The sequence below is a fragment of the Labrys sp. F242 genome, assembly GCF_057813875.1.
This window is the reverse complement of record NZ_JBVASG010000001.1, coordinates 317,216-342,516: the sequence shown is the minus strand read 5'-3', so window position 1 is coordinate 342,516 and position 25,301 is coordinate 317,216. Positions and strand designations below refer to the sequence as shown.

The following is a 25,301-nucleotide window of genomic DNA, read 5'->3' as shown; positions in this document are numbered from 1 at the left end:
CCGCCGTCATCCCCCGCTGATCTCAGGCATGGTTAAAACGCCAAGCCTGCGCTATCGTCACCTGCACCGTCACCGGCCTGGGGGCGGGGGCAACGGAGGATACGCCAATGACAACCAAGCCGCCGAACTTCGAAATACCGTCCGAGATGCGCGACATGGCGGAAAAGAGCGTCGATCAGGCCAAGAAGGCATTCGACGGTTTCATGGGCGCGGCCTACAAGGCAGCCGGTACCCTCGAAGGCACCAGCGATGCAATTCAGACCGGCGGCAAGGATATCGGCCGCAAGGCCCTGACCTATGCCGAACAGAACGTGGCGGCTGCTCTGGACTTCGCCTCGAACCTCGTCAAGGCCAGGGACCCTCAACAGGTACTGCAACTGCAGAGCGACTTCATCAAGGCGCAGCTCCAGGCTTTCGGCGAGCAGGCCAAGGATATTGGTGCCACGGCCAGCAAGGTGGCTTCGGACGTCGCCAAGCCGAAGAAATAGAGATTATCAAGGCAGCCGGGCCGGGATTGCCCTGACGGGCAGCCCCGGCAGTGCCGCATTCCTATCTCAACTGGCGCGGGTGCGAGGTAATATATTGCTTGGGCCCCGCACGCTAATAATTCAAAATAACTGAACTATTCTTGGCGACCCTGCAAAAAGACAGCCCTGTCTTGCAATCCCGGCATATCTCTTCGTCGCGGTGATACGCAATACTTTCCGCTGCGTAACGTTGCGTCTCTCCTCTATGGCGGCAAAGCGCTAATTCGGCCACCAATTGTCATAAAAGTGGCAATTGCAGCGCAATATCGGGTAAAAACCCGTCAATCACCCCTGATCTGACCAAGCGAAAAATTCACCAATAGGCATAATTTTGGGCATGAATCGCCCAAAAATTGCGCTTTGATCTGACGATTGTGCACTGCAACAAAGTTATTGCATCGCACAAAGGCATTTGATATAGATTGCGGCAGGTGAGGTCGCCGCTCGTTGCAGCACGTCATGCCGACGCTTCCTCAAAGTCGTTTCGTTAAGTCCACTAATCCAATTTCACCCTTATCCCAAGGAGCGTTCTATGGTTGCCGCCAAGAACAAGACTGAAACTGAGCTGGCCTTCGAAAATCTCTCCAAGCTGGAAATCCCTGCTTCCGTCCGTGACTTCGCCGAGAAGGGCGCTGCCCAGGCCAAGGACACCTATGCCAAGATCAAGGTTGCTGCCGAGGAAGCTTCCAGTGCTTTCGAAGGCGCTTACAGCACCGCTTCCAAGGGCGCTTCGACCCTCGGCCTGAAGGTTCTGGAGTCAGCTCGCACCAACACCAACGCTTCCTTCGATCATGCTATCGCCCTGTTCGGCGTGAAGACCTTCTCCGACGTGATCGAGCTCAACACCGCTTTCCTGCGCAAGCAGGCTGAAGCCGTCTCCGCTCAGACCAAGGAATTCGGCGAGCTCGCCCAGAAGGTTGCCAACGAGGCGATCGCTCCGGTCAAGGCTCAGGTCGAGAAGACCTTCAAGAGCGTCGCCTGATTTTTCAGCACGTACAGCTCTTTCGAGGCCCGGACATGGTCCGGGCCTTTTCTTTGAGTGGGACGGATTAAAAAATCCCGCGTGCCACACTTGAAATAGCGGATCGATCCCGCTAAACGCATGCCCAGATGCAGTTGTAGCTCAGTTGGTTAGAGCGTCGGATTGTGGCTCCGGAGGTCGGTGGTTCGAGACCACCCAACTGTACCATCACAAGGCTTGATGCCGTGGTGGTGCTTGCGACGTGACCGTCGAGAAATTTCTCCGGTTTGACGTCATTTAAATCAGGTCAAGTCGAGTTCACGCGGATCATGCTGCGCGTCTTGCCTCGACAGCCCGGCAAAACTCAATTTCACTCATGCGATCGATGAAGATTCCCACACCAGCGCGACAATAGACCATTCGATGGCTATTTTGCGCGGATAGACTCATTTCCATCACCATAACAGCCATATCGGGCCCGGAAGGAATCACGACCAAAGCAGGCTCGATATCCCTGCTGGCCGGCGACGAAACTTCTTTCACCGGTACCCGCCACTCTCATCATCGGGCACAGTTGGTCTATGCGGCGAGCGGCGGCGTCTCCGACACCACCGATCGCCGCGGCACCTGGGTTGTGCTGCCGAACAGCGCCGTGTGGGTGCCTGCCCATGTCGGCATACGGCTGTCGCGCGAGTTCCGTGTCGTGGAAATCTCACCATTCCTGCGTGAGTCGATTCTCAGGCTCGACGGCGGCAGGGCCTGCTCGTGCTGATTTTGCCGGGCGCCTTTCGGCGTTGCTCGTCGAGGAGCTGGTCTTCTTACCCACGAACCGCTCGGCCCGCCCTTGCCGCGGGCAGCGCAGTTCGGCCAACTCAGCGGAAGACAGTCTCCTGTCAGTACCTCAGCCCCCGACGGCGACCAGGGCGATCACGCTGGCGAGCCCAAGCAACCTGCCGAGTAAGAAGGGACTTAGGAGGTCCGCCTAGTCGGCGAACGCTGGTCGCGTCGGAAGTTGCCGGGGTCGGAAGTCGCTGGAGTCGTCACAGATTGTTCTCGGCTTTGGACGTCGATGGCTCGGCCGCCCCGGCGCTGCGCCGGGATCACCCATTCGAACCGTCGGGACGGCATCGGAGAACAACTTTTGTCGAGAACATGCCAGCCGTTCTGGCAGAGCCCTCAGGCAATAAAAAAACGCCCCCGGCCATCGCCGGAGGCGTCAAACGAGCGTTCGCCCGTCTTGAATTGAATCAGACGCGTCCTGCGACGCGCCCGCAGGGCTTAGGCAGCCTGGAGGCGATCAGCCGACATCTTGCCGGAACGACGATCCTCGACCAGCTCATAGCTGACCTTCTGGCCTTCCTGCAGATCACGCAGGCCGGCGCGCTCCACGGCGCTGATGTGAACGAAAACATCCTTCGAGCCGTCATCCGGCTGAATGAAGCCATAACCCTTCTGGGAGTTGAACCACTTAACGGTACCTGTGCTCATGACGAACCTTTCCTATGGGCACGATCGAACTTCCTGCAACCGACCGGCGGCACGAAGCTCCATGGGTCGAAATTGGTAGGAAGGTCATCAGCGAGCGTGGTCGCAAAACCACACAGCCAAAACGTCCGGCCGAGATCGATGGGCTTTTATGCTGATATCGGCGCAAAAATGCAAGCGTGACCGTGCCCGTCATATTTGACATTGATTTCGCCTCGAATCGAGCCGTTTTCAGGTCAAATCGGGTCAAGATAGGGGTATAACTGCTTCGGACCGAGTGTGGGCAGATCCGCAAGGCGTGCTGGATTCTCGCCACGCGAGTGCCACAAATGGCTTTTTAGGGCGAGCGCCGCCTCTTCCACCCGCCCCCCGGCAAGATGTTCCAGCACAGTTTTATGCATCCCGATCATCTGAGGAATGTCGGTGCGCTCGCCATAATTACCGAAAGACAGATGTACCGAAATCAGCGGTAATTGACAGCGATAAAGCGTGGCACGCAACTCCTCATTGGCACAGCGCAGCACGATGTCCTGATGCAGGTCCGTTTCGAGCCGGTGCAACAAGGATGCATCCGATCGCGCCTCGGCGGTGTGCGCCTGCGACACCCGTTCGAGTCTTTCCTCGATTATCGACGGTTCGAGCCCTGGCGCGGCCTGCCGAAGGGCGGCCGGCTCCAGCAGGATGCGCATTTCGTAGAGCTCGTCGATTCGAGCCGGTGTCAGTGGGCCCGCATACCAGCGCGCATTGGCCTCCTGGCGCACCAGGCCGACGCGTTCGAGCCTCAGCAGGAGTTCATGGGCAACGGTGCGGCTGACGCCGAAATGCTCTGCCAGTGCGAGGGTACGAATCTGGAAGCGTCCGAACAGCAGGCATGACGCGACCTGGCGCTCGAGCGTGGGATAGATCAGGCTGCGCCAGTTGCGCTGCCCGAGCTCACTGCCAAGGCCCTCCGGCAGCGTGACGTGGCCGGCGAGATCACCCGGCCTTGCCGGCACCGCTTGGCTGAGGCCGACGACCACCCCCCGCAGCGCCGGCCTGCGATGGACCAGGCGTTCCGCCTCCAGGCGGGTCAGCGCGACCACGGCCGGCATGCGGCCGACACCGAACAGATCGGTGACTGCCTTTTCCCGGATGACGAACCCGGCCGGCAGCGCACCGGAGCGAATATGGGAGGCCAGCGTTTCGCCGACGATCTCGTTCAACCGTCGTCTTGTCGCCGGGATGCCCATGCCGCCCCTCCCCTCGCATCGTGCGTCACCCGCTCAACGGTAGCCCGCTTCCGACAGGGCCCGGATCCGGGCTGCATTGTCGCGGTCGACGATGGCGGCTCCGGCATCTAGGCTTGCCGGCATCAAGCCATACCGCAGATTGAGCACGAGCTGAATCACCGGATAGAAGCCCTGGGCATAGGGTTGCTGGTCGATGGTGAAGGCAAGCTGTCCCGCTTCGATCAGCCGCAATATGGCGGGCGACAGGTCGAAGCCGGCGACATAAAGCGCCCGGCCTTCCTGTTCCGCCGCCAGCCCGGCTGCTTCGGTGTCGGCCTGCCCGGTGGCGAGAATCGCCGAAATGCCGGGCTCTCTGGCCAGGACCGCCTGGATATGCCGGGTGGCCTCCTCGACCTGATGACCGGTTACCGTCTCGATCCACTCGATGCCAGATCTTTCCAGGGCGGCCGTGATGCCGTCGCGCCGTTCCTCCAGCGCCGAGATGCCGGCATCGTGGAGAGTGAGCAGCACGCGGCTGCCTGGAGCGATGGAAGCGGCTGCCCGCCGGCCAAGGGTCCGGCCGGCCGCGCCGAAATCCTGCGCGATACCGCTGAGCGTGCCGGCGCTGCCCCTGCCCTGGTCGATGTTGAAGGCCACCACCGGAATGCCCCTGGCATGGGCCTCGGCGACCACGGGAGCGAAGGCGGCGCCGTCGAAGGCGACGAGTGCCAGCCCGTCCACACCATCAGTCATGCCCCGGCGGGCGAGCTCGGCCATTTCCTCGGTGTCCACCCCCTTGGTTCCCGTGAACACCGCCTCGACATCCATCAGGGCGGCGGCATCCATCATGCCCTTGCGGACGGGGCGAAAGAAATCCTCGTCACAGGTCACGGCGATGAACTGGAGCCTCAGCCGCCTTGCCATGACATTCCTCCTTCCCCTCTTTCGATCAGCGCGCCGTGATCCGCCTCGCCGACCCCTCGGCCTGCAAGGCGGCAAGGGCCCCTTCGTCCCAGTCGATACCCAGACCCGGCTCTGGGGAGGGCAGCGCATAGCCGGCTTCGATGCGCATTGCTTTGCCCGTCACGCCGTCGAGCTGGGGAATGTATTCCACCCAGCGTGCATTGGGCACGGCACAGCACAGACCGACATGCAGTTCCATCAGGAAATGCGGGCAGACCGCGACATTGAAGCTCTCCGCCATATGCGCCACCTTGAGCCAGGGCGTGATGCCGCCGATGCGGGCGACATCGACCTGCACCACCGAGCAGGCGCGCCGCTGCAGATAATCGCGGAAATGGGACGGGCTGTAGATGCTTTCCCCAACCGCGATCGGGATCGAAGTGGAAGCGGCCAGGCGAACGTGCCCATCGACATCGTCGGCCGGCAGCGGCTCCTCGAACCAGCCGATATCCGCCTCGCGATAATGATGGGCACGCCGGATCGCCTCGTCCACAGCGAAGGCCTGGTTGGCATCGGTGAAGATTTCGAAGCCCTCGCCGACGGCTTCACGCACGGCGATGAGGCGATTCACGTCTTCGCGCACCGGACGGCCAACCTTGATCTTGCAACCGCCGAAACCGTCGGCCTTGGCCTTGAGGGCGTCGGCGACAATGGCCTCCTTGTCGAGTTGCAGCCAACCGCCCTCGGTGGTGTAGAGCCGGACCCTGTCCTGGGCACCGCCGGCCATGACATGCAGGGGCAGGCCGGCCTTGCGGCAACGCAGGTCCCACAGCGCCGTATCGACCGCGGCAAGAGCGAGCGAGGTAATGGCGCCCACCGAGGTCGCATGGCTGAGGAAGAGCAGATCGCGCCAGATCTGCTCGACCATGGCGGCTTCGCGCCCGATCAGCGCCGGCGCGAACGTGCGCGCCAGGAGTTCCAGGACGGAATGCCCCCCCGTGCCGATCGTATAGCTATAGCCGATGCCGACGGCACCATCGCTGTCGAAGACGCGGACGATCGGTGTCTCCTGGGCCACGAAGGACTGGATGGCGTCGACCCGCTTCACCTTGGGTTCGAGCACCACCATCGACAATTCGATGCGTTCGATCCTGGCCATGCGAGGCCTCCCTCTTTCTTGCCGAGGCATTCTGCTATCCTGGATCCCGGCCCGCGCAGACGCGGCTGAAATCAGAATATGTCCTGGCTCTGTTTCGAGGTCATCAGAGCGGCCGGCATACGCAAAGTCAAGCATAGTGCATGGAATATGCATTATGACACGGGCATCGTCTGGGAGGGGCTGCAGGAATCGACGGATTTGTCGGCGCACCCGCCATGCAACCGGTTCCGTCCCATCGGCGGGCAGCGTATAGTCGTGATCGCTATCCGATCATCCGATAAGAGAGGGGACTGACGTCATGCATGCTACCCCGATTACCGGTGCGCAGATCCGGGCCGGCCGTGCCCTGTTGCGCTGGACTGCCCAGAAGCTGGCGGATGCCTCGAGCCTCGGCGTGGCGACAATCCGGCGAGCCGATGCCTTTGACGACATTCCGCAGATCACCAGCGCGAACGCCGCCGCCATCCGCCGGGCGCTCGAAACCGGAGGGGTGGAATTCATCTCGGAGCATGGCCGGGGCGTCGGCGTCCGCCTGGCCCGTCATCGCCTGCTACAAGGCGCGCAATTCGATCATGTCAGCGACGGGAATGAAGGGTGAGGAAGTTTTATCTGGCGGCGGCAGCGGCGGCTTTCATCGGTACGCCGACCGCCCAGGCTTATGACTATATGGCGCTCGGCCTCGGCACGATGCCGTGCAAATATTGGCTCTCCACCACCCGCCTCGAAGGGGAAGGCAATAGCTGGATTCTCGGCTGGTGGACCGGGCTCAACAGCCGCAACGACAATCACTGGGTCGGCAGCCGCACCGATGGCAACGGCATCATCCTGGCGGTGAAGAGCGAATGCCAGCACCAGCCCGACAGGCTGCTGATGAACGCCATAGACAGCGTATTCAAGAAGATGGCCAATCCGAGCAAATAGGCTGCCCCTTCGGAGAAATACCGGAAATTTACCACATAGTCCGCTGTGCGAGCCTATTTTGGCCCGGCAGATTCGTGTGCATTGACACCTGTCGCTTGTATCCCTATACCGGATAACGTAACATTCCCTTACGTTACATAGGCTGGGCGGCAGTTAATATTCACCAACGGAGACGGATACTATGTTAAGAATTGTAAAGATTGCTGCCGCTCTTGGATTCATCGCCGCGACGGCTGGGGCTGCGCAGGCCATGCCTGCCTCCACGCCGATGACGAAAGGCTCTCTGATCGTCAACGAAGTTGCTTTCCGCTGTGGCCCGGGCATGGAGCGTAATCGCTTCGGGCGCTGCGAATTCCGCCGCGCCGACCGCTTCGAGCGCCCTGCCCCGGCCTATCGTCGCCCAGCTTGCCCTCGCGGCATGCACCCGGCTCCGTCCGGCCGGCGCTGCGTTCCCAATCGCTTCTGATCGAAGGCACAGCTTTCCGATGCCGATATGAAAGGGCGGTGTGACCGGTTACGCCCGGGAGGCGTGGCCGGTCACGCCGCCCTTTCCTCAAGCGTTACTCGGCACCGGTGTGCCAGGGGCCATGATGGGCACCGGGCTGGTCGATGCGTTCGAAGCCATGGGCCCCGAAGATGTCGCGCTGGGCTTGCACCAGGTCCACTGTGGCTCTGCTGGCCCGCAGTTGCTGCAGATAGTTGAGGGCCGAGGTCAGGGCCGGCACCGGGTGGCCATTGGCGAGTGCAAGGCCGAGAATCTTGCGCGCGGCCGGCAGGCTCGCCTTGAGCTCGCCGGCAAAATCCGGATCGAGAATCAGCGATTCGGGCGCCGGCGTCGCCGAATAGGCGCGCGACATGCTGTCGAGCATACGCGAACGGATGATGCAGCCGGCGCGCCAGATCTTGGCGATCTCGGCAAGCGGCAGGTTCCAGCCGAACTGCTTGGAACCGGCGGCCAGGACGTCGAAGCCCTGGGCATAGGCCAGGATCTTGCCGGTCAGCAGAGTCTTCTCGATCTCGGCGATGATCTCGGGCGTCGCCGTGCCGATCGCGGCCCGCTCGGCATCGCCGAGGACACCGTTCACCGCCTGGCGCAGGCTGCGCATGCCGGAAAGGCCGCGCGCCTCGACGGCCGCGGCGATGGCGCTTGCCGGCACGCCGAGATCGAGCGCCTCGATGGCGGACCAGCGACCCGTGCCCTTTTGGCCGGCGCTGTCGAGAATGATGTCCACCAGCGGCTTGCCGGTGGCGGGATCGGTCGTGCGCAGGGCCTGCACGGTTATCTCGGTGAGATAGGAGGCGAGTGGGCCCTTGGTCCAGCCCTCGAACACGTCGGCGATGGCCGATGGCGTCATGCCCAAGCCGGCGCGCATCAGGCCATAGGCCTCGGCGATCATCTGCATGTCGGCATATTCGATGCCGTTATGCAGCGTCTTGACGAAATGGCCGGCACCGGCCGGGCCCATATAGGCGCAGCAGGATTCGCCCTGATAGCGGGCGGCGATCGCCGTCAACACCGGCTGGACCCGCTCCCAGGCCTTCTGGCTGCCGCCCACCATGATCGAAGGACCGTGGCGAGCGCCCTCCTCACCGCCGGAAACGCCGACGCCGAGGAATTCGAAACCCTCCGCCGAGAGGGCCTGGTCATGGGCGACGCTGTCGCGGTAATTGGCATTGCCGGCATCGATGATGATGTCGCCCTTGGCGAGATGTGGCTTGAGCTGGGCGATGGTCTCGTCGACGGCAGCACCCGCCTTCACCATCAGCAGCAACGCACGCGGCGGCTTGAGGGCGGCGACCAGTTCCTCGATCGAACGGCAGGCAATCATGTTGCCGGCGAGATCACCTGCCTCGACCAAGGCCTCATCGGTGCGGGCCGAGGAACGGTTGTAGACGGCAACCTTGAATCCCTTCTCGGCAATGTTCATGGCGAGGTTGCGACCCATGACCGCCATGCCGATGACTGCGATATCTGCCTGTGCCATTTTCGGCTTCTCCCTGTTTGCCCGGGGTGCCCCGAGCACATCGATCCTTTCCTTGCGCTATGCCGCCTTTGTCCCAGGATGTACAGGCCTCCCCACCCGCGGAAGCGCTGAATATTTGGGCAATCGCGCCATGAAGTCTTTCCAACAAACCGGTAAGCCGCCCGCTCGTTCAACGGCAGGCTGTCCCGACCGATTTGACAAAATACGGCATTTGCCGCCAGGTCCAGCGCCTTGCTACCAAAGCCCGGGGCTCTCTGCGTGGATTTGACCGCCATCGCCAAAACCGTCGCGCAGGCGCTCGCCGCTCTCGCCATCATCGTCGTGCTGGCCTGCCTCTCGCTGGGGCTGGCCGACGGCCTGCGCCGGCCCGAGGCCATCCAGGAAGCGGTCCGGGCGGCCATCGCCAGCCAGTCCTTCGGCGATCGGGAAGGTATCGAGCGCATCGGGCAGCACCGGCTCAGCCATTTCAGCGAATGCATCGGCCTCTCGACGGCGATCGCTCCAGCCGCGGGCAATCCCATCACCTTCACGCTGCAATCCCCGGCCCTGCTCTGGCAGCCGCCGAGATCGATCTGCGACAGCTTGCGAGAACAGCTTGCCGGCACGGAGCAGCCGCATTTCGCCTATTCGCGCTACTGGCACGGCTATCGCCTCGTCACCGAACCGTTCCTGTCGTTCTTCTCCTATCGCAGCCTGCAGCTTTGGGGCGGCGCCTTTCTCATGCTCTGCGCCTTTCTGGTGCTGGCTCCGTTCCTGCCTCCCGTCATCCGCGGCACGGCAAGCGCGGCACGGATCGCCACGCTGGTTGCCGTTACGGCCCTGGGCCTGGTGATGACGGACCTGCCGATATCAGGCCTCACCCCGACCCACATGGTCTCCCTCTCGGTCCTCCTGCTGTGCTGGGCGGTGGCCTTGCGCAAACAGGGCCCGATGGAACTGCTTCGCTTCGCACCCTGGGCCTTCGCCATGGGGGCGATCTACAATTTCTTCGACTTTCTCTACAATCCCGACCTTCTGGCCTACGTACTCGGCTGGACCTTTCTGCTGCGCGCCGTGCTGGCCGAGCAGCGCCCGCTCGGCGCCAGCCTGGTGCAGGCGATCCTTCTGCAGGGCGTTGTTATCGCCGGCTATATCGCCATGTGGGCAGCGAAATGGGTCCTGGTGGTGGTCGCCGGCAGGATCTTCGGCGAACAGACCTCAGTACCGAGCCAGGATTTCGCCCGCTGGTTCGGCGGCGGCGACGGTGTCTACCGGCCCCTGCAAAGCCTCTACGAACTGCTGCTCGAGAGCGCCACCATGCCTCTGGGCTGGTGGCCGATCGCAGCCTGCCTCCTGGCCGGGCTCGCGCTGTTCTCGGTAGCGCTGCGGCGCGGCCAGGCAGCGGCCATGCTCGGCGTTCTGGTGCTGACAGTCCTGCCGCTGCTGGTGCTGGAACTGAAGGCCAACCATAGCATCCAGCATGCGCCCTTCACCTTCCGCCTTATTCCCTTCGCCCTGGTGCTCAGCCTTGCAGGGGCGGCGGCGATGCTGGGCCGCTCGGCACGCATCACCACACTTGCGCCGGGGCACGCGGGACGGGTTCAGTCCTGAAGCCGAAGAGATAGCGTGTCCTGGTCTCCAGGGCCTGCGCCAACTGCTCCATGGTATCGAGGGCGCGCCGCAGTTCGGTGTTGGTGAAATAGGTGAGCAAATGCGCGGCGAGATTCGGCTCGCCGGCTTCGATCAGCACCGCGGCGCTGCGTGCGATTCTCGCCTGCTCCGCCGCCAGCACCGCCTCGATCGCCTGCCACAGCGTCAGGGCTTCGGGCAGGAAGGCTTCGTGGTGCTGGAAGAGCAGATTGAGCAGCCGCTTGCCGGCGAGGCTGGCCGAACGGGTCGATTCGATGCCCTGCGGCACCGCCGACAAGGTTTCGGGGCGCCCCTTCTCGGCATGGCGTGTGTCAAGGAAGCGCGAGGCCTCCCCGTCGCTGAGATAGCGGTGCTGACGATATTCCTCCGCTACGGTCTCGATGCCCAGGAACACCGGCACGAAAGGTGCCGCCACCGCGCCAACCTGGGTGTGCCAGATGAGGCGCAAGGCCTCGGGAATCACGCCCAGCAGCGGCACCACCTGGCCGTAGCCGGCAGTGTCGCCGGTCAGCCGCTCCGTGCGCACGGCCCAAAAGATGTCCGCCAGGCCGATCTTCTCCGGCCGGGCTGCCCGTGCCGTCATTTCCTCTTCGATCCATTGCACACCGGGCCAGCGCCCCTTGCCGTCGCCATAGACGGCATTGGCATCGAAAGGCGCACCGGGCCGGTGCCAGCCGTGCTCCTGCGCGAAGGAGACGAAATGCGGTGGATAGAGAAAATCCGTCTGCGCCGGGTCCTCGACCGGCACCTGCCCGACATAGCCGGGCCGGGAGGCGCGAATGGCATCCGGCCCGAGACGCTCCGCCACCCACAAGCCCTGGCCGCCCGAGAACTCGATCACCACCCAGGCCTCGTCAGCATCGGCGATCAGATGCGAATTGCCGCCATAATCGGCATAGCCATGGCGGGCGATCAGATCGGCGATGATCTCGACGCCCTCGCGGGCCGTGTGCGCCCGCTCCAGCACGAAGCGGGCGAGGTCACTGTAATTGGGGCCGGTCTGGTCCGATGGCGTCATCGCCACCAGTTCGGCGCGGGAGGATGACCAGATGTCGCGCACGGCGACGCCATGTTCGTTGAGGCCGCCATTGGTGAGCGGGGCCGGCACCCCCTTGTAGTAGCTGTAGCTGACGCGCAGATGCCGCGCCGTTTCGGGAACCTGCGGAACCTCGCTCATCTGTCCCGGCAGATCGGCCTGAGGCGTCACGCCGACCGCAATCCGCGCATCCGCCGCATGCCGGCATCGAGGCACGAGCTCGAGCCAATGGCTCGAGGGCTCGTCCCCATAGCCGGCGAGATAGGCGATCCCATCCGCCGTATGGTTCCTGCCGATATAAAGACCGTAGCTCACCACCGGCCTCCGCCTTGGAATTCAACAGCCCTGAGGGGCGCCGACAAGGTAGGCCGTCATTCCGCCAAAGGTCACGCGGCATCGTGCCGCGCGCCCTGTGCGCGCCGTCACGGTCGAATAACGAGACATGCGTTAACCTTTGTGCAACCTAATCATCCCTAGCGTAAGGCTACCGGGCGGCGGGGCGCTGCAGGTGAACTGGAGTTCAACCAGGGAATGACAGATATTTCGCAAAACGCTCAGATTTCCAGCGACTGGTTCAGTTATTTTTTTAATTCGACCATGCTCAGCATGATCGTCCTCGATCTTATTGTAGCTCTCGTAATTTTAATTGCTCATCGCTGGTTCGTCTTGAACGAGCGGAGGATTAACGCAACGTCAACCACATCAGCAACTTCAACGGCTTCAGAACAGATCGAAACGCGCCTCCCTGGCATCGCCATACGTCCAGTTGCGCTCGCCTGAGCAGGACGATCGGCTGCCCCCTCAGTCGGGGCCAGCCTTTCCACCTCGTTGCCTTTGCGCCTGGCATCACAGACTTTCCTTGATGCGGCCTCATCACGGCCCCGGGCGAAGCGTACTCCCTTCAGCCTAGTCCTTTCGGGGCAGGCCAACTCCTAATTGCTGACTTGGCCGCGCGACGCCTCGCTTTATCATGGCGATGTCCGTTTCTTTTCACCCAATCGATTGCAATGACCTCCGAACAAGCCAATCTTCTTCGCGCCTGCTATCTCTCCGGCCAGATGAGCGAGGCTCAGTGGCAGGAGCATCTCCGCAACGGCGATGTGACCGAGGAAGCTCCTTCTCTTGCGGCCGGCGCGAAGCCCTTGCCGGATATGCTCGCCGAGCTGGAAGCGACCTATGATCTGCGCCCACCAGCCAAGAAGCTGGCCCGCTCAGAAGTTTGAGGGGGATTGGCATTCGCCGAGCCACAGGACGATGCTTATGCGGGCCGGACATCCGGCCCGTTTCATTTTGCCCGCATCTCTTCCTCGGACGAGGGAGATTCCCGGCGAATCTGCTTTCGCCCGAACAGCCTCGACCTCCTCGTTTTCGGAGAGCCCGGCCGAGGGCGGACAGCTTGAATGGACGGCTCAACCAGCCGAAGCCACAGCATAAACAATCAATTGTTTCAAGGATTTAGATGGTGCTGCAAGAGAGGATTGAACTCTCGACCTCTCCCTTACCAAGGGAGTGCTCTACCACTGAGCTACTGCAGCTTCTGCCAAGGTACTTGCCCGGCGCGGCGCTCTAGTGCCACAAGGGAGGCTTCCGCGCAAGCCGGTTGCTGCATAAAGTCGTCATTTGATGAAAACACCCGTGAAAACCGAGGCCGAAAAGCGAGCCGAGCGCCTCGCCAAAGCCCTGCGCGCCAATCTCGGCCGGCGCAAGAGCCAGTCGCGCGGGCGTGACGCCGTGTCGAGTGAAAGCCGGGTAATCGCCGACGCCGATGCGAAAATGCCACAGGACGATGCCGAATAGGCCCTGCCGCGATTCCGCCCCGGCTTCGCCCTTGTCCGGCCTTTGCGCTTCGTTTACTCAAACCGGTTAACCTTATCTCTTACGTTGCTCGACTGCTTGCCTTCCGGCCGCCAATGCGCCGATCACGGGCGAGGCCGAGGCCATTCCGAAGGATCGAACATGGATCGAATCAAGATCACCGGCGGCGCGCCGCTTCACGGCGTCATTCCGATTTCCGGCGCCAAAAACGCTGCCCTGCCGCTGATGATCGCGAGTCTGCTCTCCGAGGACGTGCTCACCCTCACCAATGTGCCGCGCCTGGCCGACGTCGCCCTGCTTGCCCGCATCCTCGGCAATCACGGCCTCGACGTCACCATCGCCGGCAAGCGCCCGGGCGAGCTGGAACTGACCGGCCAGACGGTGCGCCTCGATGCCCGATCCATCGTCGACACCACAGCGCCCTACGAGCTGGTCTCGCGCATGCGCGCCAGCTTCTGGGTGCTCGGCCCGCTGCTCGCCCGCATGGGCCGTGCCCGCGTCTCGCTGCCAGGCGGCTGCGCCATCGGCACGCGCCCGGTCGACTTCCTGCTGATGGCGATGGAACGGCTCGGTGCCAAGATCGAGATCGAAAACGGCTATGCCGTCGCCGAGGCGAAGAACGGCCTGAGAGGCGCAGAGATCGATTTCCCGAAAGTCACGGTCGGCGGCACCCATGTCGCATTGATGGCCGCGACATTGGCCGAGGGCACCACCGTCATCCACAATGCGGCGCGTGAACCCGAGATCGTCGATGTCGCCGACTGCCTGATCAAGATGGGCGCCAAGATCAAGGGCGCCGGCACTGCCACCATGGAGATCACCGGTGTCTCGCGCCTGCAGGGTGCGCATCACCGCGTCATCTCCGATCGTATCGAGGCCGGCACCTACGCCATGTGCGTGGCGATGGCCGGCGGCGACGTCATGCTCGAAGGCGCCCAGCCCGAGCTGTTCGAGAATGCGCTCGACGTGCTGCGCGAGGCTGGAACCGAGATCGCCGCCACCAATGAGGGCATCCGCGTGCGCCGCAATGGTCACGGCATCGATCCGGTGGCCGTGACCACCGAACCCTTCCCGGGCTTCCCCACCGACCTGCAGGCCCAGCTGATGGGCCTGATGACCAAGGCCAAGGGCAAGTCGCGCATCACCGAGACGATCTTCGAGAACCGTTTCATGCATGTGCAGGAACTCGCTCGCCTCGGCGCCCATATCCATCTCGACGGCCAGACGGCGATCATCGAAGGCGTCAGCACCCTCAAGGGTGCCCCGGTGATGGCGACGGATCTGCGTGCCTCGGTGTCGCTGGTGATCGCCGGCCTGGCGGCCCAGGGCGATACCGTGGTCAACCGGGTCTATCACCTCGACCGCGGCTTCGAGAGCCTGGAGCGCAAGCTCGCCGCCTGCGGTGCCCAGATCGAGCGCATTTCCGGCGAAGGCTGAGATTTTCCACTTCGCCAGCGTATGCCGGCCTGGTTATCTTCTGAAGGGGCGCTGCCATGTCGGTTCGCGCCCCTTTTGCGTAACGGACCGTCGAGCATGCTGAGAATCTGGGGACGCCAAAATTCCTTCAACGTCCAGAAGGTAATGTGGCTGGTCGGCGAACTCGGAATCGCCCACGAACATATTCCGGCGGGCGGCGATTTCGGCGGCCTGGATACGTCTGAATTCCTGGCGCTGAACCCGCATGGCCGAGTGCCGCTTATCGAAGATGCGGGCACTATCGTGTGGGAATCACACACGATCCTGCGCTATCTCGCCGCTCGATTCGGAGCCGGACGTTTCTGGCCTGATGGCGCCGGCGACCGCTCACAATTCGAGCGCTGGATGGATTGGTCGCAGACTGCCCTGCAACCGGCCTTCCTGTCCGACGTGTTCTGGGGCTTTTACCGCACGCCGGAAGCACAGAGGGACTGGTCACGCATCCGCCGCGGCATCGAGCACTGCAGTGCTCATTTCCTGCTGCTCGATCGCTGGCTGAAAGGCAGGGACTATATGCTGGGCGATCATCTCAGCCTGGCTGATATCACCGTCGGCACCACACTCTATCGCTATTTCAATCTCGATATTCCGCGCCCTGAAATCCCGAATGTGCAGGCATGGTACGAGAACCTGGCGACACGTGCCCCCTATCGGGAGCATGTGATGATGCCATTCGACGATCTTCATGGCCGGCTCGCCTACTGAGAAACATTGATCCGCTCCCAAGCTAGAGCGTCTTGTCGAGGCGCTCCTTCAGATAGGCGCTGAACTCACTGGCGAAACGCTCCGCCACCTCGATACCGGTCTGGTTTGCCGAGCGAATCATCTGGAAGCCCGCATCGATGAAGATGCTGAAGGGGCGAAAGACGATGTCCCGGCTCGTGAACTCGCTTGCAGAAGCCGGATCGACCAGTGCGATGCCCGCGCCTTCGGCCACCAAGGTGAGGGCCGTATAGGAAAGCCCTGTTTCGAGCTTGGCCAGGCGTGGCACCCCGGCAAGCGCCAATTCCACCCGCATCGAAAACAGCGTGCCGGGATCCAGGTTGATGACGCGCTCGCCGGCAAGATCGCCTGGTTCGATGACCGGCCTGCCGACCAGACGATGGCCTGCCGGAAGCGCGGCAATGGCGGCAGCCGGATAAGGCTCGATGACAAAGCCGCGCCTGTCGAGCGGCTCATCCGCATAACCGATATCGGCCTGGCCTGACGCCACCGCCTCGATCACCATGGCGGAAGGAAGCGCATTCAAGGACACGTTCAGGCCCGGCTTGTCGCGCAGGAAGCGGGCCAGGAAGCGCGGCAGCAGGCTATTGCCCAAGGCCGGCATGGCTGCGATCCGCAGGGTACCGGCCGAATGCCGCCTGATCTCCTGGGCGAGGAAGGCAATCCTGTCCAGGCCGATAAAGGCCCGTTCCACTTCCTGTATCAAATCGATCGCAGCGCGGGTCGGCCTGATCTGATTGCTCTTGCGTTCGAACAGGATGAGGCCCGTGGCACGCTCCATATCGGCGATCAGGCGGCTGACAGCCGGCTGCGTCACCGACATCAGCTCCGCCGCCAAGGTCATCCGGCCGGTGCGCATGACGGCCCTGAAGGCCTCGATTTGTCTCAGATTGATCGGAGGTCCCATAACATCTGCTTATTCGTGAGCGTCAAATTCGAATTTGCGCGAATACGCTGCCGATGCAAGTCTGCTGCAGCCGAACAAGACGGAGAGACGGCATGGGCTCGCAGACCCTTCTGATGTCGCTATATCGCTACAAGGCCTGGGCCGACGATCTCATGCTGGACGCGATGATCGAGGTAGAGCGCGCTGGCCCGCTCCCTGGTTTCGGCGCGGCGCTGCGCATCCTCAATCATGCCCATATCGTCGATCGCATCTTCATGGCGCATCTAGAGGGGCGCAGCCATGGCTATGACGACAATGAACCGGACGACCTGCCGGCCTTGAAGGATCTTTCCGCTGATATTCGCCAGACGGACAGCGCCTATGTCGATTACATCGCCGGCCTGCCGGCTGAGGAATTACGGGAGACCGTTCGTTTCAGGTTCACGGATGGGCAGCCCGGACGCATGTCGCGCGAGGAAATGCTGGCCCATGTCGTCACACATGCCGGCTATCACCGCGGTGAGATCGGCCGGATTCTGCCGCAGATTGTCGAGGCTGCTTCCGTGGACGTTTTCGCGGGCTATCTGCACCGGTCCGATCCGGATCGCCGAATCTAGCGCAAAGTGCGATTTTTCTGAATTGCACCTTTTCTCTAACTCCTCGTTTTAGCGCGTTTTCTTAATCGAAAAGTCTATCAACTTTTCTGGAAAACGCTCTAGCGGCAAGATGGTGGTTGAAACCCTGCGACTGCTGACAGGCTGCGGTCAGCAGACAAATCCTATACTCTGTCTGACAACGGTTAGCGGAGTTCGACACATGTCCAGCACCGACTATCAGGACGATCCCTGGGGCCGCCATTGGTGCCATGCACCCCGGCATAATGGCTTCCTCCTCACTGGCGGGAAACCGAAGCCGGGCATCTTCCGCATGCTCCTGCAACGCCTCAAAGCGATGGCGAGCGGCAAGCCGGTGCCCTCCGATCACGAAGAGCGATCGGCATAGATTGCCGCTTCACGCTTTCTTGCGCGTTCTCGGAGCAGGCCGGGAAACATTTTAGGCATGAGCCGGACTTGGCAAGCCCGTGCTCATTTCCCGTCTAGGAACCCGATCAACGCCGCATTGAACAGGGCCGGATCCTGCAGGAAGGCGAAGTGACTGGCATTGGGCAGGATCAAAAGGCCGGCGCCGGGGATGGTGGCGGCGATGTATTCGGTATGCTCGCGCTTGATCGCCTCGTCACGATCGCCATCAACAACCAGCACCGGCGTCTTGATCGCCTTGAGCTGCACATCGGTCCAGCTCGGCTGTGTCGCCCACATCTGGCTGATCTGGCCGACGAAGGCCTCATACTCCTTCGGGGTCTGCGACAGCTTGGCATATTCCTTGCCGGCCCGTTCGATATAGGCGGCGAAGGTAGGATTCTTGTCGACCCCGTCCTTGACACCGGAGGTCACGGTGTTCGCCGCGAAGGCGAAGATCTTGCCGACGCGGTCGGGATGACGGATGGCGAGATCGATGCCGAGAATGGCGCCGTCGCTCCAGCCGACGACATCGGCCCGCTTGATCTTGAGCTTGTCGAGCAGGGCGACCACGTCATCGGCCATCAGGTCATAGCCATAGGGCTTGGTATCCCGGCTCGAGCGGCCATGGCCGCGGCTGTCGACAAGGATCACCTTGTGACGGCGCGCCAAGGCCTTGGCCTGCAGGCCCCAATAGTCCGAATTGCCGAGGCCGCCATGCAGCAGCACGACCGGCGCTCCCTTTCCCAGGGTGGCGTAATAGAGCTTGATGCCGTTGATATCGGCAAAGCTGCCCTTGGTGACGGGTGCCGGCGTCGGCGGCAGCGTCTCCCAGCGCTCGGCCGCCCGGACCGCACCGAAGGAGGCTAAAAGCAGGACGCAGGCGGAAAAGGCGGCAAGGATGATGCGCATTGGAAGGCCCCTCGACTCGAAATCCGATCGAGCCGACGATCCATCATTTACACACCAACGTCAAAGTCTATTAAAATAGTGATCTATTCTCGGGATGCATAACGGTCGGAGCCTGGGCTTCCTCCACCGGTATTCTGATCAACCCAGCGATACCACGCTTCGGCGCTGCCGTTGAAGACGTTGAGGTCGATCTTCTCGCTGACACCATGCGAGAGCCCCGATCCCGAATATTGCCAGAAGATCCATCTCCGGCCTTCGAACACCTTGGAAGGATGCTGGGCGACCGAGCGCAGCCAGAAGGGATAGTCCAGGAAGGCGCCTTCCAGATTGTCGTGATAGAAGCCCGGCGCCGTGTAGATGATGGGTCGCTGGCCGTAATGCTGTTCCACCATGGTGAGGAACACGCGCATCTTTTCAACGATTTCGGCGGGCGACGGCCGCCGCTTGCAGGCCGAGTCGGCATTCCATTCGACATCGAGCACTGGCGGCAGCGCCCCGTCGACACGCGGTACGTTGCGGATGAACCAGCGTGCCTGCTCGGCGCCGCTGCGGCACCAATAGAAGAAATGATAGGCGCCGCGCCTGAGCCCGGCCTCGTGCGAAGCCCGCCAATTGCGCCTGAAGAGGGGATCGAGATGGTCGCCGCCATCGGTCGCCTTGATGAAGGCGAAGTTGGCACCTTGCTGGCGCAGCGTCTGCCAGTCGATGTCGCCCTGCCAGCGCGAGACGTCGACACCGTGAACCGCGAAGGCGCGCGGCGAAGCCTTGCCGAAATTGATCGGCTTGGCATCCCGGAAGCGGCGGCCATAGATGCGCTCGCGCAGGCTCTGCTTGATCACCGGCGCGGCCATGGTCGCTGCCGCGGGCTCGACGGGGAGTGTCACGGGCCGCAGTGGCGGCCTGGAAATCGGTGGCGACGCCATGGCCACCGTGTCCGGCGGCACGCCCTCGGGGAGTGGCTGCTGGATCGGTTCCGGCTCCGGCGGCGCCGGAATGGAGGAAGCAACCGAGCCCGTGGTCTCCGGCGGCCGGATGGGCCGGTCAGGATCGCCGCTGATGGCACTGCAACTCGCCAGAGCGAGGCAGGCGACGAGAATGGCTGGCAGACCCAGTACGCGCATGGATACTCACGTCAACAAACGCCGGAACGATCGGCCCCAGTCCCCCCGGAAGCCGTAACGAAACGTTTGTGCGCAAATCGCCAACAAAGATTGAATCAGGGCGCCTCACCGTTGATTTCGCGCCACAAGGCGCGCCATTCCCGGAACATGGTAACTTTTCGGCTAGCAATCATGGTTACCGCCACGGCTTGTTTTCGGCCGGCTGCTCCGTCTCGGCCCATGCCGTCATCGCAAGCGCCGCCAGGCGCTCGCAACGCGCCGGAGTGCTTCACGCCGTTCGCAATAAGGAGAAGCCGAGTTTCAGAGGCGGGCTTATTCCGCCGCGGCACGCAGCCGGAAGGGCAGATCGAGCTTGTGCCACACCGCCACCAGTGCCTTCGTCAACTCGGCGATCAGTTCCTCGCCATGGAAGGGTGTCGGCGTGATGCGCAGGCGCTCGGTGCCGCGCGGCACGGTGGGATAGTTGATGGGCTGGATGTAAATGCCGTGTTCGGCGAGAAGCAGATCGCTGGCAGCCTTGCAGCGTTCGGCATCGCCCACGATCACCGGCACGATATGGGTTTCGGAAATCGTTACCGGCAGGCCGGCATTGGCCAGCGCCGCCTTGGTGCGGGCCGCATTGGCCTGCTGGGCCGCGCGCTCGCTCTGCGAGGCCTTGAGATGACGGACGGAGGCCTGAGCCGCCGCTGCCACGGCCGGCGGCAGCGCCGAGGTAAAGATAAAGCCCGGTGCATGTGAGCGCACGGCGTCAATGATGGGGGCATTCGCAGCGATATAGCCACCGAGCGTGCCGAACGCCTTGGCGAGCGTGCCCTCGATCACGTCGACGCGTCCCATCTGACCGTCACGCTCGGCGATACCGCCGCCGCGCGGGCCATACATGCCCACGGCATGAACCTCGTCCAGATAGGTCATGGCATTGTAGCGCGCGGCCAGATCGCAGATCCGTCCGATCGGCGCGACGTCTCCATCCATGGAATAGACGCTCTCGAAGACGATCAGCTTGGGACGCTCCTTGCCAGCCTTGCGCAGGAGGTCTTCGAGATGGTCGAGATCGTTGTGGCGGAAGATCACCTTCTCGCGGCCCGATTGCCGTACGCCCTCGATCATCGAATTGTGGTTGAGTTGGTCTGACAGGATCAGACCATCAGGCAGCAGCCTGCCGAGGGTGGAAATGCCGGTCTGGTTCGAAACATAGCCGGAGGTGAAGACCAATGCGGCTTGCTTGCCGTGGAGGTCGGCAAGCTCGCGCTCCAGCGTCACCACCTGGTGGCTGTTGCCCGAGATGTTGCGGGTACCGCCGGCGCCGACGCCCAGATGCTGCGCGGCCTCGACCATGGCGGCGATCGAGCCGGGGTGCTGCCCCATGCCGAGATAATCGTTGGAACACCACACCACGATTTCGCGCGAGCCTTCGGGCGCATGCCAGAGGGCGTGGGGAAAACGCCCGGCGATCCGTTCGATATCGGCGAAGACACGATAGCGCTTCTCACGCCGGAGAGCGTCGACAGCCGTTTCGAAAATCGCGGTGTAGTTCATCATCTCAACCCAAACTCGCCTTGAACCGGATTTACGGAGCCTGCCCCAAACCCGGCGACGCTGACCGAAGAAGCCAATGCTCGCTTCGAACTCTTCCAATCTAGCCCAGTCATAACCCGAATTTTGGGCCGATGCACCAGCATGGACAGTAAAGACGGCGATTGGTCGCGGGTCCTTGCGCTTTCGCACGCATCGCAATCTCACGCACCAAGCATAGGAGCAAGCCATCGGCCCGTCTTGCTTCGATTGCTGGAAAGTGCTTCCCGCCAAACGCGTGGGAAAGAATCCGGTCGCGGAAAAGAAGCGAAGCCAAGAAATATTTTCGCCACCCAATGGACGATTCACCCCCTTCCTCATTAATGAAAGGAAACAAGGTTTCCTGACACGCAGCGGTTGTTCCCGTGTTTTTGCCCGATATCGAGATCCGCGCAGCCCGTAACGGTGGCGGCACCGCTGTCGGGCCGCCGACAAGCCGCGCCTGCGCATATCATGGCCCAAGCAGATTCCTCCTGATCGGGCCACGGGTCCGATCAGGAGGAATCTGCAAGATATCAAACATTTGCAGAGTTTCCTGGCGAGACCCATCCGTGGGCCGCGCCAGGAAACTCTGCTTAGCCGTCGCCCCGAAGGTGCGGCCATGAGGAACGAGGCGTCGTTGCGCCCCATCCTGATGTCGGGGCTGGGCGTCACCTTCCTGGCCTTTCTCGACACCGGCATGAAGGTGATCTCGACCACCTACCCGCTGATGCAGGCAATCACCATGCGCTATGGCGCCGGGGCCGTGGTCGCATTGGTGATCTACCTGCTCTTCGCCAAGGGCCGGCCCACTCCCGCAGCGCTCAAGCGCAACGCCCTGCGCGCCGTGGTGGTCCTGGCGACGGCGGCCTGTTTCTTCACGGCGATTTCGCGGCTGCCGCTGGTCGAGGCAATCACGCTCACCTTCCTCGCCCCGCTGCTGATGGCCGTGCTGGGGCGCATCATCCTGAAGGAGGCGATCGCCGTGCGGGCGCTGGTGGCCATCCTCGTCGGCTTTGCCGGCGTGCTGGTGATTGCTCGCGGCCAGGAGGCCAGCCAGGCTCATGCCTTCGACGTGATCGGCCTCCTGGCGGCGCTCGGCTGCGCTTTCTTCTACGCTCTCTCCATGGTGCTGATGCGTCAGCAGTCGAGCCAGGATTCGACGCTGACCATCGTGATGCTCTCCAATTGCTTCGCCTTCCTGTTCGTGCTGCCGGCCGGCCTGTGGCAATGGCAGCCGGTCAAGCTGGAACATTGGCTGATTACCGCCACCGTCGGCCTGTTCGGCACATTCGGCCATCTCTGCCTGGCCTGGGCCTATGCGCGCGGCCATGCCGCACGGCTCGGCATCATGGAATATACCGCCTTCGTCTGGGCGATGATCTTTGGCTACTATATCTTCTCCGAAGTGCCGACGAACTGGACGCTCGCCGGCGCCACGCTGATCATGGCCGCCTGCCTGTTTGCAACTTTCAGCGTCCCACGGGCTCGCGCGGCATAGAGCAAAGCGCGTTCAGGCGAGAACGCTTGTTTTGCCCTAGTTTGCTGTTTCGATGGGTCTTTGCGAGGCGCGGCGTCCGCGTCCAATCGCAAAATGCTTCGGGCGCGCCATTCACCAAATTCGCTTTGGCTAAAATTGTTTACGGGCGCGCTCCTTGACAGTCCCGAGGGGGCTGACTAAATCCGGGTCAGTCGTTAGCACTCGCATTCAATGAGTGCTAACGATCTTTCATAAAATCCCTTCGATGTGGACCAAGGGGCCTAGCCCCTCGCACAAGAGGAAGACCAACATGAAGTTCCGTCCGCTCCACGACCGCGTGGTCGTACAGCGCGTCGATGCCGAGGAAAAGTCCAAGGGCGGCATCATCATTCCTGACACCGCCAAGGAAAAGCCCCAGGAGGGCAAGGTCATCGCCGTCGGCCCCGGTGGCCGCGATGATTCCGGCAAGCTCACTCCCCTCGATGTCAAGGCTGGTGATCGCGTGCTGTTCGGCAAGTGGTCGGGCACCGAGATCAAGCTCGATGGTGAGGATTACCTCATCATGAAGGAATCCGACATCATGGGTATCGTTGCCTAAACGGCAGCTACCATCTCCCCATTCATTCTGAGGACACCCAAATGGCTGCCAAGGAAGTTAAATTCTCCACGGAAGCGCGCGACAAGATGCTGCGCGGCGTGGACATTCTCGCCAATGCCGTCAAGGTCACGCTCGGCCCGAAGGGCCGTAACGTCGTGATCGAAAAGTCGTTCGGCGCACCCCGCATCACCAAGGACGGCGTCACCGTCGCCAAGGAGATCGAGCTCGCTGACAAGTTCGAGAACATGGGCGCCCAGATGGTGCGTGAGGTCGCCTCGAAGACCAACGACACCGCTGGCGACGGCACCACCACCGCTACCGTGCTGGCCCAGGCCATCGTCCGCGAAGGTGCCAAGGCCGTTGCCGCCGGCATGAACCCGATGGACCTCAAGCGCGGCATCGACCTCGCCGTCACCGCTGCCATCAAGGACATCGCTGACCGCTCCAAGAAGGTCGCGAACTCGGCTGAAATCGCCCAGGTCGGCACGATCTCGGCCAATGGCGACGCCTTCATCGGCGGCGAAATCGCCAAGGCCATGCAGAAGGTCGGCAATGAGGGCGTGATTACGGTCGAAGAGGCCAAGAGCCTCGACACCGAAGTCGACATCGTCGAAGGCATGCAGTTCGACCGCGGCTACCTGTCGCCGTACTTCATCACTAATGCCGAGAAGATGATCGCGGACCTCGAGGATCCCTATATCCTCATCCACGAGAAGAAGCTCTCGGGCCTCCAGGCCATGCTGCCGGTGCTCGAAGCCGTCGTGCAGACCGGCAAGCCCCTCCTCATCGTCGCTGAAGACGTCGAAGGCGAAGCTCTCGCCACCCTCGTCGTCAACAAGCTGCGTGGTGGCCTGAAGATCGCCGCCGTCAAGGCTCCGGGCTTCGGCGACCGCCGCAAGGCCATGCTGGAAGACATCGCCATCCTCACGGGCGGCCAGGTGATCTCCGACGACCTCGGCATCAAGCTCGAAACCGTCACGCTCCAGATGCTCGGCCGCGCCAAGAAGGTGACGATCGAGAAGGAAAAGACGACGGTTGTCGACGGCGCCGGCAAGAAGAAGGACATCGAAGGTCGCGTCGCTCAGATCAAGGCTCAGATCGAAGAGACCACCTCCGACTACGACCGCGAGAAGCTCCAGGAGCGCCTGGCCAAGCTCGCCGGCGGCGTTGCCGTCATCCGCGTCGGTGGTTCCACCGAAGTGGAAGTTAAGGAGAAGAAGGACCGCGTTGATGACGCTCTGAACGCCACCCGCGCGGCCGTTCAGGAAGGCATCGTTCCCGGCGGCGGCACGGCTCTGCTCCGCGCCAAGGCTGCGGTTTCGAAGCTGACCTCCGACAACTCCGACATCCGCGCCGGCATCAAGATCGTCGAGAAGGCTCTCGAAGCCCCGATCCGGCAGATCTGCGAGAACTCGGGCGTCGAAGGCTCGATCGTCGTCGGCAAGATCCTCGAGAACAAGTCGAAGACCTTCGGTTTCGACGCGCAGAACGAGGAATATGTTGACCTGCTCGAGAAGGGCATCGTCGATCCGGCCAAGGTCGTGCGCACCGCGCTGCAGGACGCCGCTTCGGTGGCTTCGCTCCTGATCACCACGGAAGCGATGATCGGCGAAGCGCCGAAGGACAAGGGCGCTGCTGCTCCGGCAATGCCGGGCGGTGGCATGGGCGGCATGGACTTCTAAGAAGTCCATTCGCCCAAAAGCGAAAGATCATCAAGTCCGGCAAGCCGGACTTGATTGGGCGGCATGGACTTCTAAGTCCGGCTTCCTCTCTGACTTGACGAAGGGCGGTGCCGCAAGGTACCGCCCTTTTTCTTTTCCGTGAGCAGACCGATCAACAGCTGCCCTTGAACCGGCATCCGAGGAGATTAAATCTGGGAGACCTCCTCTCTTTTTTCTACCAT

Annotated in this window: 25 protein-coding genes and 2 tRNA genes; 16 read left to right on the top strand and 11 right to left on the bottom strand. The window is 62.4% G+C overall.

Annotation, left to right across the window (positions count from 1 at the left end; all coding sequences use genetic code 11):
• The first annotated feature begins 107 nt into the window (after positions 1–107).
• The 3 genes from ACZYTC_RS01660 (at position 108) to ACZYTC_RS01650 (ending at position 1,716) form a co-directional block, all read left to right on the top strand.
• Positions 108–488 (top strand): phasin, encoded by a 381-nt coding sequence (locus ACZYTC_RS01660; RefSeq protein WP_434957809.1) that lies wholly within the window; start codon positions 108–110, stop codon positions 486–488.
• Between the two features lie 571 nt (positions 489–1,059).
• The gene (locus tag ACZYTC_RS01655; protein ID WP_149253972.1) at positions 1,060–1,509 is read left to right on the top strand and encodes a phasin; all 450 of its coding nucleotides are present in this window, start codon (positions 1,060–1,062) and stop codon (positions 1,507–1,509) included.
• 130 nt (positions 1,510–1,639) lie between these two features.
• A tRNA-His gene (locus ACZYTC_RS01650) sits at positions 1,640–1,716 on the top strand.
• Between the two features lie 1,050 nt (positions 1,717–2,766).
• Here the strand turns inward: ACZYTC_RS01650 and ACZYTC_RS01645 are convergent.
• The 4 genes from ACZYTC_RS01645 to ACZYTC_RS01630 form a co-directional block, all read right to left on the bottom strand.
• Positions 2,767–2,976, bottom strand: coding sequence for a cold-shock protein (locus tag ACZYTC_RS01645; protein WP_149253971.1), 210 nt, complete (start codon positions 2,974–2,976; stop codon positions 2,767–2,769).
• 233 nt (positions 2,977–3,209) lie between these two features.
• Entirely contained in the window at positions 3,210–4,202 is a 993-nt protein-coding gene (locus ACZYTC_RS01640; RefSeq protein WP_488988759.1) for an FCD domain-containing protein, read from the bottom strand.
• A gap of 33 nt (positions 4,203–4,235) precedes the next feature.
• A complete protein-coding gene (locus tag ACZYTC_RS01635) occupies positions 4,236–5,105 on the bottom strand; it encodes a substrate-binding domain-containing protein (protein ID WP_488988758.1) in 870 nt (289 codons plus the stop codon).
• Between the two features lie 25 nt (positions 5,106–5,130).
• The gene (locus tag ACZYTC_RS01630; RefSeq protein WP_488988757.1) at positions 5,131–6,243 is read right to left on the bottom strand and encodes a mandelate racemase/muconate lactonizing enzyme family protein; all 1,113 of its coding nucleotides are present in this window, start codon (positions 6,241–6,243) and stop codon (positions 5,131–5,133) included.
• A 298-nt stretch (positions 6,244–6,541) separates the two neighbouring features.
• On the opposite strand from ACZYTC_RS01630, the gene ACZYTC_RS01625 reads away from it, so the two are divergent.
• A complete protein-coding gene (locus ACZYTC_RS01625; RefSeq protein WP_434957814.1) occupies positions 6,542–6,841 on the top strand; it encodes a transcriptional regulator in 300 nt (99 codons plus the stop codon).
• Positions 6,838–7,164 (top strand): hypothetical protein, encoded by a 327-nt coding sequence (locus ACZYTC_RS01620; RefSeq protein WP_434957815.1) that lies wholly within the window; start codon positions 6,838–6,840, stop codon positions 7,162–7,164. Before ACZYTC_RS01625 ends, ACZYTC_RS01620 begins: the two co-directional genes overlap by 4 nt.
• A 560-nt stretch (positions 7,165–7,724) precedes the next feature.
• On the opposite strand, the gene gndA is transcribed toward ACZYTC_RS01620, so the two are convergent.
• The gene (gndA, locus tag ACZYTC_RS01615; RefSeq protein ID WP_434957816.1) at positions 7,725–9,149 is read right to left on the bottom strand and encodes an NADP-dependent phosphogluconate dehydrogenase; all 1,425 of its coding nucleotides are present in this window, start codon (positions 9,147–9,149) and stop codon (positions 7,725–7,727) included.
• 258 nt (positions 9,150–9,407) lie between these two features.
• Here gndA and ACZYTC_RS01610 point away from each other — a divergent pair, with 258 nt between their 5' ends.
• Positions 9,408–10,739 carry a hypothetical protein gene (locus tag ACZYTC_RS01610; protein WP_488988756.1) on the top strand — a complete coding sequence of 444 codons (1,332 nt, stop codon included), beginning with the start codon at positions 9,408–9,410 and terminating at the stop codon, positions 10,737–10,739.
• Here ACZYTC_RS01610 and ACZYTC_RS01605 read toward each other — a convergent pair.
• Positions 10,696–12,129 carry a C69 family dipeptidase gene (locus ACZYTC_RS01605; RefSeq protein ID WP_488988755.1) on the bottom strand — a complete coding sequence of 478 codons (1,434 nt, stop codon included), beginning with the start codon at positions 12,127–12,129 and terminating at the stop codon, positions 10,696–10,698. The two genes, ACZYTC_RS01610 and ACZYTC_RS01605, sit on opposite strands and share 44 nt — an antisense overlap.
• Before the next feature lie 216 nt (positions 12,130–12,345).
• Here ACZYTC_RS01605 and ACZYTC_RS01600 point away from each other — a divergent pair, with 216 nt between their 5' ends.
• Both ACZYTC_RS01600 and ACZYTC_RS01595 read left to right on the top strand, forming a co-directional pair.
• Positions 12,346–12,594 carry a hypothetical protein gene (locus tag ACZYTC_RS01600; protein WP_488988754.1) on the top strand — a complete coding sequence of 83 codons (249 nt, stop codon included), beginning with the start codon at positions 12,346–12,348 and terminating at the stop codon, positions 12,592–12,594.
• Between the two features lie 164 nt (positions 12,595–12,758).
• Positions 12,759–13,037, top strand: a complete 279-nt coding sequence (locus ACZYTC_RS01595) for a hypothetical protein (RefSeq protein ID WP_434957820.1) — start codon at positions 12,759–12,761, stop codon at positions 13,035–13,037.
• Positions 13,038–13,274: 237 nt separating this feature from the next.
• Here ACZYTC_RS01595 and ACZYTC_RS01590 read toward each other — a convergent pair.
• A tRNA-Thr gene (locus tag ACZYTC_RS01590) sits at positions 13,275–13,349 on the bottom strand.
• 100 nt (positions 13,350–13,449) lie between these two features.
• Here ACZYTC_RS01590 and ACZYTC_RS01585 point away from each other — a divergent pair.
• The 3 genes from ACZYTC_RS01585 (at position 13,450) to ACZYTC_RS01575 (ending at position 15,810) form a co-directional block, all read left to right on the top strand.
• Positions 13,450–13,611: a hypothetical protein gene (locus ACZYTC_RS01585; RefSeq protein WP_454815515.1), complete on the top strand. Its 162-nt coding sequence runs from the start codon at positions 13,450–13,452 to the stop codon at positions 13,609–13,611.
• A 159-nt stretch (positions 13,612–13,770) separates the two neighbouring features.
• On the top strand, positions 13,771–15,066 hold the full coding sequence (murA, locus tag ACZYTC_RS01580) for a UDP-N-acetylglucosamine 1-carboxyvinyltransferase (protein ID WP_434957822.1): 1,296 nt from the start codon (positions 13,771–13,773) through the stop codon (positions 15,064–15,066).
• Between the two features lie 96 nt (positions 15,067–15,162).
• Positions 15,163–15,810, top strand: coding sequence for a glutathione S-transferase family protein (locus ACZYTC_RS01575; RefSeq protein WP_434957823.1), 648 nt, complete (start codon positions 15,163–15,165; stop codon positions 15,808–15,810).
• A 22-nt stretch (positions 15,811–15,832) separates the two neighbouring features.
• On the opposite strand, the gene ACZYTC_RS01570 is transcribed toward ACZYTC_RS01575, so the two are convergent.
• Positions 15,833–16,735 carry a LysR substrate-binding domain-containing protein gene (locus ACZYTC_RS01570; RefSeq protein ID WP_441770305.1) on the bottom strand — a complete coding sequence of 301 codons (903 nt, stop codon included), beginning with the start codon at positions 16,733–16,735 and terminating at the stop codon, positions 15,833–15,835.
• A 92-nt stretch (positions 16,736–16,827) separates the two neighbouring features.
• Here ACZYTC_RS01570 and ACZYTC_RS01565 point away from each other — a divergent pair, with 92 nt between their 5' ends.
• Together ACZYTC_RS01565 and ACZYTC_RS01560 are read left to right on the top strand one after the other, a co-directional pair.
• Positions 16,828–17,331, top strand: a complete 504-nt coding sequence (locus ACZYTC_RS01565; protein WP_488988753.1) for a DinB family protein — start codon at positions 16,828–16,830, stop codon at positions 17,329–17,331.
• Between the two features lie 199 nt (positions 17,332–17,530).
• Positions 17,531–17,716: a hypothetical protein gene (locus ACZYTC_RS01560; RefSeq protein ID WP_488988752.1), complete on the top strand. Its 186-nt coding sequence runs from the start codon at positions 17,531–17,533 to the stop codon at positions 17,714–17,716.
• Between the two features lie 83 nt (positions 17,717–17,799).
• Here ACZYTC_RS01560 and ACZYTC_RS01555 read toward each other — a convergent pair whose 3' ends face one another.
• The 3 genes from ACZYTC_RS01555 to hemA all read right to left on the bottom strand — a co-directional run bounded on the left by ACZYTC_RS01555 (position 17,800) and on the right by hemA (position 21,305).
• Positions 17,800–18,645 (bottom strand): alpha/beta fold hydrolase, encoded by an 846-nt coding sequence (locus ACZYTC_RS01555; protein ID WP_434957827.1) that lies wholly within the window; start codon positions 18,643–18,645, stop codon positions 17,800–17,802.
• A gap of 83 nt (positions 18,646–18,728) precedes the next feature.
• Positions 18,729–19,766: a glycoside hydrolase family 25 protein gene (locus tag ACZYTC_RS01550; protein WP_434957828.1), complete on the bottom strand. Its 1,038-nt coding sequence runs from the start codon at positions 19,764–19,766 to the stop codon at positions 18,729–18,731.
• Between the two features lie 312 nt (positions 19,767–20,078).
• A complete protein-coding gene (gene hemA, locus ACZYTC_RS01545; protein WP_434959691.1) occupies positions 20,079–21,305 on the bottom strand; it encodes a 5-aminolevulinate synthase in 1,227 nt (408 codons plus the stop codon).
• 637 nt (positions 21,306–21,942) lie between these two features.
• Here hemA and ACZYTC_RS01540 point away from each other — a divergent pair.
• The 3 genes from ACZYTC_RS01540 to groL all read left to right on the top strand — a co-directional run bounded on the left by ACZYTC_RS01540 (position 21,943) and on the right by groL (position 25,080).
• The gene (locus ACZYTC_RS01540; RefSeq protein ID WP_488988751.1) at positions 21,943–22,821 is read left to right on the top strand and encodes a DMT family transporter; all 879 of its coding nucleotides are present in this window, start codon (positions 21,943–21,945) and stop codon (positions 22,819–22,821) included.
• A 289-nt stretch (positions 22,822–23,110) separates the two neighbouring features.
• Positions 23,111–23,398, top strand: a complete 288-nt coding sequence (gene groES / locus ACZYTC_RS01535; protein ID WP_149253952.1) for a co-chaperone GroES — start codon at positions 23,111–23,113, stop codon at positions 23,396–23,398.
• Positions 23,399–23,439: 41 nt separating this feature from the next.
• Positions 23,440–25,080: a chaperonin GroEL gene (gene groL / locus ACZYTC_RS01530; protein ID WP_434957830.1), complete on the top strand. Its 1,641-nt coding sequence runs from the start codon at positions 23,440–23,442 to the stop codon at positions 25,078–25,080.
• The last annotated feature ends 221 nt before the right edge of the window (positions 25,081–25,301 follow it).